Origin of the sequence: Paenarthrobacter sp. NPDC089714 (assembly GCF_044748905.1) — a bacterium.
GTDB lineage: Bacteria > Actinomycetota > Actinomycetes > Actinomycetales > Micrococcaceae > Arthrobacter.
In genome coordinates, this window is the sequence record NZ_JBIVGX010000009.1 from 138,456 (window position 1) to 150,265 (window position 11,810).

General features: G+C 66.0%; 12 protein-coding genes and 1 pseudogene. 6 read left to right on the plus strand and 7 right to left on the minus strand.

Annotated elements, in window-relative coordinates; genetic code table 11:
* Positions 1–328 precede the first annotated feature (328 nt).
* Positions 329–1,315: a LacI family DNA-binding transcriptional regulator gene (locus tag ACIPY3_RS16040; protein ID WP_400335638.1), complete on the minus strand. Its 987-nt coding sequence runs from the start codon at positions 1,313–1,315 to the stop codon at positions 329–331.
* A 306-nt stretch (positions 1,316–1,621) separates the two neighbouring features.
* Positions 1,622–2,677 carry an NAD(P)-dependent alcohol dehydrogenase gene (locus ACIPY3_RS16045; RefSeq protein WP_400335639.1) on the minus strand — a complete coding sequence of 352 codons (1,056 nt, stop codon included), beginning with the start codon at positions 2,675–2,677 and terminating at the stop codon, positions 1,622–1,624.
* Between the two features lie 117 nt (positions 2,678–2,794).
* On the opposite strand from ACIPY3_RS16045, the gene ACIPY3_RS16050 reads away from it, so the two are divergent.
* The 4 genes from ACIPY3_RS16050 (at position 2,795) to ACIPY3_RS16065 (ending at position 6,300) form a co-directional block, all read left to right on the plus strand.
* Positions 2,795–3,703: an AraC family transcriptional regulator gene (locus ACIPY3_RS16050; protein WP_400335641.1), complete on the plus strand. Its 909-nt coding sequence runs from the start codon at positions 2,795–2,797 to the stop codon at positions 3,701–3,703.
* Entirely contained in the window at positions 3,679–4,020 is a 342-nt protein-coding gene (locus ACIPY3_RS16055; protein ID WP_400335757.1) for a LysR substrate-binding domain-containing protein, read from the plus strand. Before ACIPY3_RS16050 ends, ACIPY3_RS16055 begins: the two co-directional genes overlap by 25 nt.
* 328 nt (positions 4,021–4,348) lie before the next feature.
* Positions 4,349–5,509, plus strand: coding sequence for a Gfo/Idh/MocA family oxidoreductase (locus ACIPY3_RS16060; RefSeq protein WP_400335643.1), 1,161 nt, complete (start codon positions 4,349–4,351; stop codon positions 5,507–5,509).
* The gene (locus ACIPY3_RS16065) at positions 5,506–6,300 is read left to right on the plus strand and encodes a TIM barrel protein (protein WP_400335644.1); all 795 of its coding nucleotides are present in this window, start codon (positions 5,506–5,508) and stop codon (positions 6,298–6,300) included. Before ACIPY3_RS16060 ends, ACIPY3_RS16065 begins: the two co-directional genes overlap by 4 nt.
* A 58-nt stretch (positions 6,301–6,358) precedes the next feature.
* Here ACIPY3_RS16065 and ACIPY3_RS16070 read toward each other — a convergent pair whose 3' ends face one another.
* The 3 genes and pseudogenes from ACIPY3_RS16070 to ACIPY3_RS16080 all read right to left on the minus strand — a co-directional run bounded on the left by ACIPY3_RS16070 (position 6,359) and on the right by ACIPY3_RS16080 (position 8,539).
* The gene (locus ACIPY3_RS16070; RefSeq protein WP_400335645.1) at positions 6,359–6,520 is read right to left on the minus strand and encodes a Gfo/Idh/MocA family oxidoreductase; all 162 of its coding nucleotides are present in this window, start codon (positions 6,518–6,520) and stop codon (positions 6,359–6,361) included.
* A gap of 86 nt (positions 6,521–6,606) precedes the next feature.
* A pseudogene (locus ACIPY3_RS16075) lies at positions 6,607–7,353 on the minus strand (Gfo/Idh/MocA family oxidoreductase); the annotation flags it as partial.
* A 1-nt stretch (position 7,354) separates the two neighbouring features.
* The gene (locus ACIPY3_RS16080) at positions 7,355–8,539 is read right to left on the minus strand and encodes a Gfo/Idh/MocA family protein (RefSeq protein ID WP_400335647.1); all 1,185 of its coding nucleotides are present in this window, start codon (positions 8,537–8,539) and stop codon (positions 7,355–7,357) included.
* Between the two features lie 117 nt (positions 8,540–8,656).
* On the opposite strand from ACIPY3_RS16080, the gene ACIPY3_RS16085 reads away from it, so the two are divergent.
* Positions 8,657–9,661, plus strand: coding sequence for a LacI family DNA-binding transcriptional regulator (locus ACIPY3_RS16085; RefSeq protein WP_400335648.1), 1,005 nt, complete (start codon positions 8,657–8,659; stop codon positions 9,659–9,661).
* Between the two features lies 1 nt (position 9,662).
* On the opposite strand, the gene ACIPY3_RS16090 is transcribed toward ACIPY3_RS16085, so the two are convergent.
* Entirely contained in the window at positions 9,663–10,532 is an 870-nt protein-coding gene (locus tag ACIPY3_RS16090; RefSeq protein WP_400335649.1) for an EamA family transporter, read from the minus strand.
* Between the two features lie 86 nt (positions 10,533–10,618).
* Here ACIPY3_RS16090 and ACIPY3_RS16095 point away from each other — a divergent pair, with 86 nt between their 5' ends.
* Complete coding sequence (locus tag ACIPY3_RS16095; RefSeq protein WP_400335651.1) at positions 10,619–11,470, plus strand: LysR family transcriptional regulator; 852 nt, start codon at positions 10,619–10,621, stop codon at positions 11,468–11,470.
* A gap of 51 nt (positions 11,471–11,521) precedes the next feature.
* On the opposite strand, the gene ACIPY3_RS16100 is transcribed toward ACIPY3_RS16095, so the two are convergent.
* On the minus strand, positions 11,522–11,743 hold the full coding sequence (locus ACIPY3_RS16100) for a hypothetical protein (RefSeq protein WP_400335653.1): 222 nt from the start codon (positions 11,741–11,743) through the stop codon (positions 11,522–11,524).
* Positions 11,744–11,810: the final 67 nt, after the last annotated feature.

Here is an 11,810-nt window from a genome sequence, read left to right on the forward strand (position 1 = left end):
CCCCAGGGAACGTCCATCGCACCCATAGCCGCTCCACGCACCCGCAAGAACGGGCGCGAACGGCGTGAACGGGTGCGCCCCCGGATTGGTGAGCGGGACCACGGCGCGATCGGCGGAAATGGGCGCGCCCCCACGCACCCGCACTCGCACCCGCCTTGCGCAACGACACCCGCCATGCGCACCCACACGGAACACTCATCGCACCCATAGCCGCTCCACGCACCCGCAAGAATGGGCGCGATCGGCGGGAACGGGTGCGCCCCCGGATTGGCGGGCGGGACCACGGCGCGATCGGCGGGAACGGGTGCCCCCGGACTCCGCGGCGCGCCTACGCCCGAGCTGGGCCGGTGGTGCTGCGAACCACCAGGTGCGGGGTCCGCACCTGGTGCGCCGCCGGCGTCGGGCTTTCCAGGCGGTCAATGGCGCGTTCGACGGCGGCACGCGCCAAAAGCGGTGCGTCCTGGCTGATCGACGACAACTGGACGTAACTGAGCCGCGCGAACTGACTGTCGTCATAGCCGAGGACCGAGACGTCCTCCGGAACGCGGAGTCCGGCGGCCCTGAGGCTTTCGAGTACGCCGAGTGCGCAGCGGTCGTTGAAGGCGATGATGGCCGTGGGCGGGTCCGCACGGAGCTCATGCCCTGCGCGCAGCCCGTCCTCTTCCGTGGGTCCGCCGGCCACGATCCGGGGCTCCAGACCCCGCCTGAGCATTTCTGCGCGGAAAGCCTCGCGGCGCTGCGGACCGGATACGGTACTGCCGCCGTCGACGTGGACAATCCGTTGGTGTCCCAGCGAGGTGAGGTGTTCGATCGCGATACGGATTCCCTCGAAATCGTCGCTGCTGACGGAATCCAAGGCCTCGCCAACATCGTCCCGGAGCAGGCTGACCACGGGCACCCGCGCGGCATAGCCCGCCAGTTCGGCCTCTCCAAGCAGCGGCGAAATCAGGATCAGTGCCTCGCAGCCGAGGTCAAGGAGTGATTCGACGGCCCGTTGTTCCGGGCGGCCGTTGGCCACAGCGCTGAGGGCAATGTCATAGCCGCGCTCGGTGGCGCCGGCGTAGGCGGCGTCCACGATTTCGGCATGGAAGGCGTGCGCCGTGGAGAAGCTGATGCCCAGGAGCCTGGTCCGGCTGCTGCGAAGGAGCCTGGCACGGCTGTCCGGGCGGTATCCGAGGTGCCGGGCGGCTTCCTGGACTTTGAGCCGGGTGGCCTCTGACGCACCGGGAGCATCGCGCATCACGATGGACACGAGCGCGCGGGAAACCCCGGCCGCTTCAGCGACGTCCATCAGTGTGGGGCGTTTGCCTGCCATGTACCTCCTCCGCCGGAGCCAGTCTATAGAACGATCCAAGACAGCCCCTTGCGGACTTTGAACGTGCGGCCGGTCGCGACTCAGACGACCGACCGCACTTAGCCCGGTTATCCGCAGTGACGGCGCCCCGGGCGGGCCCCAGAACCCGCCACATCCATCACTGCTAACGCAACGTTGCCCGCGGAACTGCGTCGAAAAGGGCGACAACACAGATTGCGATGCAACGACATAGGCACTGGATATGTGCAGACCCCTCCTGAAACGTGACGGGTGGTTTCGAAAAAAGTTTTCGGCACCGGATTACGGTCAGCGGCCCGGGTAGACCATGGCCTTGAGCTGCCCCGTTTCCTTGCCTGCGCGCAGTGCCGCCTCGGCTTCATCGAGCCCGAATTTCCCGGTAACAAGGATGTCCAGGTCCACCTTGCCGTCAGCAAGGAGCTGGATCGCCAGGGGCCACGTATTGGTGTACCGGAACACGCCGGACAGCCAGATCTCCCGGTTCTGGATATGCGACACGGGAAGTTCCACGTCGTCGGCGCCAAGACCCACCAGGATGACACGGCCCGCGGGTCCCACTGCCTTGATCCCGGCACGGACGGCGGCAGGTGCGCCGGAAGCGTCAATGAAGGCATCGACGTCGAGCCCTTCCACGCTGTCCGTTTTTACGTTCAGGGCATGGGTGGCACCATGCTCCAAGGCGAAGGCCAGGCGATCCTCCGCGATGTCCGTGATGTGGATTTCGGTGGCCCCGAATGCCCGCGCCGCCTGCGCTGCGATGATGCCGATAGGCCCGGCACCGGCAATGAGTACCCTGCTTCCCGGCTTGACCTCCGCGCGCTGGCAGGCCCACAAACCCACGGACAGCGGCTCGATCAAGGCCCCGGCGTCGTCGCTCACCGAGTCCGGGATGGCGTACGCGAAGTCGCTTTGGATGGCGACGTACTCGGCGAATGCACCGTCCACCGGCGGGGTGGCGTAGAACTCCATATCGGGGCACAGATTGTACCTGCCGGCCTTGCACTGTGTGCAGCTCCGGCAGGGCCGTTGGGGCTCGACGGCGACCCTCTCACCGATGCGGACGGGATCCACAGCGGTTCCGACGGCGGCAATCCGCCCAGACAGTTCGTGGCCCAGGATCAACGGATGCACCACCACGAAATCACCGATCCGGCCGTGCTCGAAATAGTGGACGTCGCTGCCGCAGACGCCCACAGCGGCCACCTGGACCAGGACCTGGTCCGGCTGCAGCTGCGGTACGGGGAGTGTCGCCTGGCTCATCACTCCCTGGCGCTGCAGGACCGCGGCACGCATGGTGGCAGGCATGTGGGGGTGTTCCAGCAAGGGCGTCAGTGCACTTGTCATTTCGGGAGTTCCTTTGGCGCGTTGATTTTCCTCAAGGCTAGGCAGCCGGGGCGGGAACAACTAGCGCCGGAAGTACGCCATACTGATACTTATTTGCCACGTACCGGAAGGATTGCCATGTCCGCTCGGATGCCCGCGCTGCTCGCCGGCAGTCTGGTGGGACGGCAAGCGGTGCGCGAAGTGGTGCCCGCAGACCCGCACCACTCCGTGCGCTGGCACCAGCATGATTACCCGAGCCCATTGGCGCGTTGGAACTACCACCCCGAGTACGAGATACACCTGACCAGGGCGGGTCCCGGCAAGTTCATCGTGGGCGACTATGTGGGCACGTTCGAGCCCGGCAATGTGGTGCTGGTCGGACCGGGCCTCCCCCACGACTGGGTGAGCGACCTGGAAGCAGGCCAGGTCCTGATGAACCGCGACGCCGTGATCCAGTTCGAGGGCGCGTGGGTTGCCCAGGCGTCACTCGTGGTGCCTGAATTGGCGCAGATCAAGCCCTTGCTGGAGGAGTCCGCCCGCGGGATCGAGTTCCTGGGCGCTGCGGCCGGTGATGCGGCCCGGGCCATCGAGGCAATGGGAGCATCCACCGGCCTGCAACGCCTGCAGCACCTGGTGGACCTGTTCGGCATCCTCAGTGCGGCTCCTGCGGGTGAACGGCGCTATCTCGCGTCGGAGTGGTTTCACCCGCAACTCGACGGGAAGGCCGCCGCCGTGGTGGAAATCGTCCTCGAGTACGTTTTCGCGCATCATGCCGGCCCCCTCTCCATGGGCGAAGCCGCAGCCTTGGTGGGCATGGGTGAGCCCGCCTTCTCCAAGTACTTCAAGCGGGCAACCGGGCAGAACTTCAGCGACCTGGTCAGGAAGCTGCGGCTCGCCCACGCCCGCCGGCTCCTGGAGCGGACTGACAAAGCAGTATCGGATATCTGCTACGAGGTTGGCTTCACCAACCTCTCCAACTTCAACCGGCACTTCCTGCGCGACACGGGCCAAACGCCCAGGGAATTCCGACGGCGGCTGCGCGCCTAGGTGCGCGCGTTTGCCTTTGCCGCAGCACGCCAAGGGCGGCACACAATGCGGGATTCGAGCCTTCCATCGGCTTTCTGGCCAACGACTACCAAGAGGCCCAGGCCATGGTCAGTGTGGGCATGGGTGTGGCACTTGCGCCTAAAACAGCGGTTGCCCTGCTGCATCCCGAGGTGAAAGTCATCAGCATCGGCGATGCTGCACCCCTCCGCCGCATTCTGCTGGCCCAGCGCCAGGACAAGGTCTACGCACCGGCCGAAGTCGCCTTTCAATCCACCCTCCTTGAACTCGCCCGCGAGCGCGCCGGAGATTACCTCTAAGCAGTAGCTGAATCGCCGACACGTTCGACGCTCCCGGCGCACTCATCCCTCAGTGGAAACCAGGGATTCAGGAGTGCTTTGTGGAGTTCTTTGAAGGTGTGGACGTCCGATTTCTCTTGATGGCAGGGTCGGTGGTTCTGACCGGCGTGGGGGCTGGAGTGTGCATGCTGCTCCTCCTGCTCCTTGCCCCCGTGCTGCACGTTGCCTTGGGGCAAGCATCGAGCGACGATCCAGGAAACCTACTAGAACGATCTAGACAACCCTTCCGGCGCCGTGTCACCATAGTGAAAACTAGAACGATCTAGTCACCATCGACGAGGAGCCATCAATGACGTACCTCCAGCACCCGGTCGCGGAAGACCGGCCCGTTCGCATCGCCCTGATCGGCGCCGGATGGATCGGAAAATTCCACGGAGAATCCATTGCACGGCGCATCCCGAATGCCCGGCTGGAGGCCATTGCCGACCCCGCCCTTCCGGCCGTCCAGGAACTCGCCACGACGTTGGGCGTCGCAAAGATCAGCACAGACACAGCCGATGTCCTGGCTGATCCGGACGTGGACGCCGTCCTCATCGCCTCGCCCATGCGCTTCCATTCGGACCTCATCGCTGCCGCCGCCCGCGCGGGGAAGGACATCTTCTGCGAAAAGCCCGGCGGACGGACCATTGAGGAACTTGACGCCGCCATCGACGCAGCGGCGAGTGCCGGCGTCGTACTTCGCTTCGGGTTCAACCGGCGCTACTCAAGCGATTTCGCGGCAGCCCGGAAGCTCATCGACGACGGCGCGGTGGGCGTTCCGCAACTGCTCCGCTCCCTCACCCGCGATCCAGGCACGGAAGCAGGCCTCAGCAACCCCGAACGGATCGCGCCCGGCACCATCTTCCTGGAAACCCTCATCCACGACTTCGACACACTGAACTGGTTGAACCCGGGCGCAGTTCCGGTCAGGGTCCACGCCGTCGCCGATGCCCTGGTGGCACCCGAGGCGAAGGCCGGCGGCCTGCTGGACACCGCCGTCGTGACCGTCACGTACAGCAACGGCGCCATCGCGGTGGCGGAAGCGAACTTCAACGCGCTCTACGGCTACGACGTCCGCGGCGAGGTCTTTGGCTCCGCGGGCATGGTCACTGCCGGCACGCCGCAAGCCACGAATGCCACCAGCTACACCGCCGCCGGCATCGCCTCGGACACCTCGCGCCTCAACATCCACCTCTTCCACGATGCCTACACCGACGAGCTGGCGCACTTCGCGGACGACGTCGCCGCACGCCGCGGTTACGCGGGAGGACGTACGACGGCGGGCGCCTCCCCTGCCGCCGGGGCGGCCTCCTCTGTCGCCGCGCCGGGTGGGGTGGATGCGCGCAATGCGTTGGCCATTGCCCTGGCTGCGTTCAAGTCGGCGCAGACCGGGCTGCCGGTTGAGGTCTCGGACATCGCGGAGCTCCAGGCTGCTGAGGCAGCCCGCGTCCTGCAGGGAGCCAGGGCATGAGCTTCCGCCTGGCTGTCTGCGCCGAGATGGTCTACGGTGAGCTGCCGCTCATTGATCGCGTCCGCCGGATCCATGACCAAGGCTTCGAGGTGGAACTGTGGGACACCCGGGGCCAGGACATCACGGCCCTCGCTGGCACGGGAGCCCGGTTCTCTTCGATGAGCGGCTACTTTGGCGGGAGCGTCATCGACCCCACCTACGCCCACGAGGTTTTGGCCTCCGCGGAGAAGCTCATTCCAACGGCACTGGAACTGGGTGTGGAACGGATGGTGGTTCACCCCGCGGAATTGGGTGAGGGCGGCCGCGCTGTCCGGCCAACGCACCGCTCCACGGGAGAGATGTGGCTGACAGGACTGCGCACGCTGGAGAAGCTCGGTGAGCTGGGCGAACAGCACGGCATCACGTTCGCCCTGGAGAACCTCAACACCATCCTCGACCATCCCGGCATCCCGCTCGCCCGGGCCAAGGACACCTTGGCGCTGGTCCAGGCCGTGGACCACCCCAAGGTGAAGATGATGCTGGATCTGTACCATGCCCAAATCGGCGAGGGGAACCTGATCGAGCTGGTCCGGGCATCCCAGCCGTTCACCGGCGAAATCCAAGTGGCAGATGTTCCCGGACGCTTCGAGCCCGGCACGGGCGAGATCAACTACCCGGCCATAGCCAGGGCACTCCGCGAGGCCGGGTACACGGGTGTGATCGGGATGGAAGCGGGCGCCATCGGCGGCCAGGGCATCGAAGCGGGCGACGCAGCCCTGGCCGCCTTCCGGGCCGCCTTCTCCCCCAACTGAGTCGCAGTTGTGCGCGTTTTGAACCGTCAAAACGCGCACTAATGCGACTTAGTTGGGTTCAGTACTTGATGGGTTCCATGCGGCCGGAGCGAAGGGAGAGGACGGCGGCCTCGGCGATGGCTTGGGCTTTCAGGCCGTCTTCCAAGGAAGGGGTTGGGGCCGTGCCGCCGTCGAGGGACGCAACGAAGGCCGCAAGCGCTGCCGCGTACGTCGGCTGCACCCGCTCGAACCAACCGGGTGGAGCCCGTCGTCCACCACGGATGTTCCGGAGTAGCGGGACACGGCTCCGTTGCGGTGGCGGCGGGCTTCCACCATTCCCTCGGAGCCCATGATCTCGATGCGTTCGTCGTAGCCGTATCCTGTGCGCCGCACGGAATCGATCTGGACCAACGCCCCACCGGGGAGCCGCAACGTCACCGCGGAGGTGTCGACGTCGTCGTACTCCACAATCCCGGGCTCCGCCAAAGCCGAGCCGGCAGCGAAAACTTCCACGGGATCGAGGCCGGAAAGCCAGCGTGCGAGGTCGAAGAAGTGAACGGTCTGGTCCCGCATCTGGCCACCGGAAACCGCCACGTAGGACAGCGGCGGCATTGACGGCCCACGGGAGGTGAGCTGGATGAGCTCCACCGTGCCGATCCCACCCGAGTCCACCACGCGCTTGAGTTCGGCGTAGTCGCGGTCGAAGCGTCGGTTGAAGTCCACCATCACCGGGACGCCGGTTTCCTGCGCGAAGGCAGCAGTCTCGCGGGCGCGGTCCAGGTCCAGGTCGATCGGTTTCTCGCACAGGGCGGCAATTCCGACGGCGGCAGCCCGGCGAAGGTGTTCGGCGTGCGTATCGGTGGAGGACGCGATGAAGACTGCGTCGATTTCCCCGGGGTTGAACACGTCCTCGATCGAGGTCGCGGCGGCAGCGCCGTGGGCGGCGGCGAGGGACTGCGCACGCTGCTGGTCCACGTCATAGACCAAGCGGAAGTCGATGCCGGGATGCGCGGCGAGGTTTGCTGCGTGGACGGAACCGATGAAGCCGGCTCCCAGGAGGGCGAAACGGGGCATGTCAGACTGCTGCTTTCTGTAGGGCGGAGGCGGGGACTTTCCATGCGGAATCGTCGTGGTGCGAGGCCGCGACGGCCTCGACGAACTGGACGCCGATCAGGCCGTCGATCCCCGTAGGGAAGGACAGGTCCCGCTCCGGGAGCGGCGAAGAGTCGCGGCGGGCGCGGAGGACCTCGGCGAGGTCCGAGTAGAAGTTGGCGAAGGCTTCAAGGAAGCCCTCCGGGTGGCCCAGGCCGACGCGCGTGAGCCGGGACGCGTCGTCGTGCAGGGTGCCGAGCCCATGCGTGAGGATGGTGGTGGCGCCGGCCAGGTCCTGGACTGTGAGGTGGTGCGGGTCCTCATGCTGCCATTCGAGGCTGCCCTTTTCGCCGAAGATGCGGATGCGGAGTCCGTGGTTGTGGCCGGTGGCGGCCATGCTCGCCCAAAGGCGCGCCGGGACGTTGCCGGTCAGCTCCAGTTCAACGGTGGCGTTGTCGAAAACCCGCCTCCCCGGGACGAACGCCTGGAGCCGGGCGGACAGGCGCTGCGCCTCGAGCCCCGTGATGTAGCGGAGCAGGTGGAAAGCGTGGGTGCCGAGGTCGCCCACGACGCTCGGGAAACCGGCGATGTCCGGGTTGGTGCGCCACTTCGCCTGCTTGTGGCCTGTGTCCTCCAGAGGCGTCGCGGCCCAGCCGGAGGCATGTTCGACGTCGACAAACCGGATGGCGCCCAGCTCGCCGTTGCGTACCATGCGGGCGGCCTGGCGCACCATCGCGTAGGCGGAATAGCAGTGCGGGACGGCGAGGATTGCGTCGTTGTCTTCGGCGATGCGGACCAGTTCCGCCGCGGTGGCGGAATCCTGGGTCAGCGGCTTCTCGCACACCACGGAGATGCCCTTTTCCAGGAAGGCCCGGGCGATCTCGAAGTGGCTGTCATTGGGAGTTGCGACCACCACGAGGTCCACCCCATCTTCGCGTTGCGCCTCGGCGGCGGCCATTTGTTCGACACTGCGGTAATTGCGTTCTCCGGGCACGCCGAGGTGGGCCGCAATGTCGCTCGACTGACGTGGATCCCGACCGAAGATTCCGGCTTGGAGATCGTAGTGACCGTCCAGCCGCATGGCGTAGCGGTGGGTCTTGCCGATGTCGGCGCCCGGCCCACCGCCAATCATCCCTGCGACCAGTTGCCGCGAATTCGGTGCACTCATGAAAGATCCTCATTGACTCTTTGGAATTTACTTGGACCGGTCCATAATGGCTGTGGAAGGTCACAGCCGTCAAGCCCCTAAGCTTGAACCCGGACGACACACGACAGGAGGCACTGCATGGCCGCCAAGCCCACCATCCGCGACGTAGCGAGTACCGCCGGAGTCTCAAAATCCTTGGTCTCCCTGGTCCTCCAGGGCTCTGCCAACGTCAGTGAGCCCCGCCGTCGTGCCGTCCTGGACGCCATGGAGCAACTGGGCTACCGGCCCAACAGACTGGCGCAACGCTTGTCCGGACCGCGCAGCGGGACCATCGGCGTGATGCTCAACGACATCCGGAACCCGTGGTTCGTCGAACTGCTTGAAGGGCTCACTGCGTCCCTTCACTCGGCGGGTGTTTCGCCGGTCCTCGCCGATTCCTACACGGACAACCGCGTGGGGCGCAGCTCGGTGGAGACCCTCTTGGAGCAGCGGATCGACGGACTGGTGGTGGTCGGAACCACGGTGGAATCGGCTGCCATTGAAAGGGCTGCGCAGAGCATCCCGGTGGTCCTGGCCGGCACCCGCGAACCGCACCTTCCCGGCGTCGACATTGTGGTCAACGACGACGACGCCGGCGCACGGCAGGCCACCGAACACCTCATCTCCCTGGGCCATGAGCGCATCGCACACTTGCAGGGCCCGGGCGAAGTGGGCAAGCTGCGGCGACTGTCCTTTGAGCGAACCATGCGCGGTTCCGGGCTGGAGCCCGTAGTGGTCGCCGGTGGCGTGAGCGAGGAGAGCGCCTATGCGGCGGCGGGCCGGCTGCTCTCTTCCGCGAAGAGGCCCACCGCGATCTTCGCGTACAACGACATCGCCTGCATCGGCGCCCTGTCCGCCGCCGACGATCTTGGCTTGTCCGTACCCCAGGACCTGTCTTTGGTGGGTTACGACAACACCTACCTGGCCAAGATCCGCCACCTCTCGCTGACCTCCGTGGACAACGGAAACCTTGCCGTGGGCGTGGAGGCCGGGAAGTTCATCCTGGAACGGCTCACCGCCCCAGACCTCCCGGCAAGGTTGCACCAAGTGCCGTCGCAGTTGCAGGTCCGGGGCTCGTCGGGTGACGTGCCCGCCCGGGGCTGACTCAGCGCCGGCCCAGGAGCAGCACGCCCGCATTGGCGGCAACGATCAGGCCTATCCCGGCCCACTGCAGCGCGGCCAGGTCCTGGTGCAGCACGAGCGCGCCGATGATGGCGGCGAACACCGGGTTGATGCTCATCAGGATGCCGAACAGACTGGCAGGGACCCGCCGCAAGGCAATCAGGTCCGCCACGTATGGCAGCACCGAAGCAAGGATCCCAGCGCCCACGGCACACAGGACGGCAAAACCATCCACAGGCTGGCTCAGGAAAACCACGACGGCGACCGGCAGGAAGAGCGTGGCGGACACCCCCGTGGCCGCCGCAGTCCCTTGGACTCCCTGGATTCTTTGGCCGACCACGCGGTTCAGGAGAATGTAGGCGGCCCAACTGCACGCTGCCATGAGGCCCAGGCCAATCCCTGCGAAATCAGTGGAGGCTTCGGGCCGGGTGATGGCCACTACCCCGCCGGCCGCAGCCACGGCGCACAGGACGTTGCCCTTCCGATGGGAGCCGGCCTGGCGTCCAGAGCTGATCAATGCCACGGCCAACGGCCCAAGGAACTCCAAGGTCACTGCGAGGCCCAGGCCGATCCGCTGGATAGCGGCATACAGGCCAAGGTTCATGGTTCCGAAGGACACGGCCAGCAACAGAACAGGCCACCACTGATGCCACCGCAGGTCCCGCAGCCGCGGCCGCACGACGGGAAGGAGGACGGCCGCGGCAACGAGCTGTCGCACAGCCACCACACCTACCGGCCCCAGGGCAGGGAAGGCCAGCGAACCACTCGCTGCTCCGAGCTGGTTGGAGAGTGCGCTGGCCACGAGGGTAGCGGCGCCACCGGCTTTTCCTGAAGCCGCAGGGGTCTGGTTCATGAGGAGATTCTGCGCTTGCGGCGTCCATCCACTAAATGCATGAATGACGCTATTTATACGCTGAACGCATGAATAGAATAGGCCGCATGGACGTGGACTTGCGGCAACTGCGCTGCCTGCTCGCGGTGGTGGACGAGGGCACGTTCACGGATGCCGCCATCGAGCTGCGGATATCCCAGGCCGCGGTCTCGCGGAACATCGCAGCGCTGGAGGGCGCTTTGGGCGTGAAGCTCGTGCAACGGACCACGCGCAGCGCTGCGCTCACACCTGCGGGCGAGCGGGCCGTCGCCAAGGCACGGCGGATCGTCGCCCTGATGGCTGACCTTGAACGCGATGCCCGCGCCGGAACCGGACAGGCACGCATCGGCTACGCCTGGTCGGCACTCGGCGAGCACACCACGGAGTTCCAACGGCAATGGAAGAGCCGCTTCCCGCACACGGAACTGCACCTGGTCCGGTCCAACACACCCAGCGGAGGCCTGCTGGACGGAACCACAGACTTCGCGATCCTTCGCCGCCTCCCCCAAGGCGCCGCCGTCGAGCATGTCCTGATCGGTGAGGAGAAGCGCTACTGTGCCATGTCCGCCGACGATCCCTTGGCCGCGCGGCGTTCCGTGACGTTGGCGCAGATTGCCGCCATGCCGGTGGCGATGGACCTGCGGACCGGCAGCACCACGCTGGACCTTTGGCCGGAGCAGGGGCGGCCCCAGGGCGTGATCCCCATCAACGACATTGACGATTGGCTGACCGAGATAGGCAGCGGAGCCGCGCGGGGCATCACGGCTGCATCAACCGCGCACCAATACCGCCGCCGGGGCGTCACGTACCGCCCCGTGCGCGATGCACCCATGGTTCCGGTGTACGTGGCATGGCTGCGGAGCGACCCGCCACCGGAACGCGAAGCCGTCATTGCTCTATTGGCCGCCTTATATACCTAAAAAGCGGACGACGCCGGGAATCACCCAACGCCGTCCGCCCGCTTTAGTGGATCAATCGGCTTTTCCGGCCAGTGCAACCAAGACGCCGGCAGTGGCAAAATACTTGTTGCTTCCCAGATCGCGCACCGTCTTGATGCCCAGACCGGCAAGCAATTCATCATGCTTGTCCGTCAATCCGGCCAACGCTGACGGCGGAGCGGCCAGGACCTCGTCCAGGCTGGCATTTTCGTAGGCTTTATCGAGTGCTTTGCCCAATTCAACAGAAACAGCCAAGGCATTTCCTTTCATCGATACGGAACAAGTGCAAACGTGCTGCAGAACATTAACCACGCAACCGGTG

What these genes read in the sequence shown, in the direction of transcription:
- ACIPY3_RS16080 (WP_400335647.1), bottom strand. Translation starts at nt 8,539, where the DNA reads ATGAGTGCACCGAATTCGCGGCAACTGGTCGCAGGGATGATTGGCGGT.
- ACIPY3_RS16085 (WP_400335648.1), top strand. Translation starts at nt 8,657, where the DNA reads ATGGCCGCCAAGCCCACCATCCGCGACGTAGCGAGTACCGCCGGAGTC.
- ACIPY3_RS16050 (WP_400335641.1), top strand. Translation starts at nt 2,795, where the DNA reads ATGTCCGCTCGGATGCCCGCGCTGCTCGCCGGCAGTCTGGTGGGACGG.
- ACIPY3_RS16045 (WP_400335639.1), bottom strand. Translation starts at nt 2,677, where the DNA reads ATGACAAGTGCACTGACGCCCTTGCTGGAACACCCCCACATGCCTGCC.
- ACIPY3_RS16060 (WP_400335643.1), top strand. Translation starts at nt 4,349, where the DNA reads ATGACGTACCTCCAGCACCCGGTCGCGGAAGACCGGCCCGTTCGCATC.
- ACIPY3_RS16095 (WP_400335651.1), top strand. Translation starts at nt 10,619, where the DNA reads ATGGACGTGGACTTGCGGCAACTGCGCTGCCTGCTCGCGGTGGTGGAC.
- ACIPY3_RS16065 (WP_400335644.1), top strand. Translation starts at nt 5,506, where the DNA reads ATGAGCTTCCGCCTGGCTGTCTGCGCCGAGATGGTCTACGGTGAGCTG.
- ACIPY3_RS16040 (WP_400335638.1), bottom strand. Translation starts at nt 1,315, where the DNA reads ATGGCAGGCAAACGCCCCACACTGATGGACGTCGCTGAAGCGGCCGGG.
- ACIPY3_RS16090 (WP_400335649.1), bottom strand. Translation starts at nt 10,532, where the DNA reads ATGAACCAGACCCCTGCGGCTTCAGGAAAAGCCGGTGGCGCCGCTACC.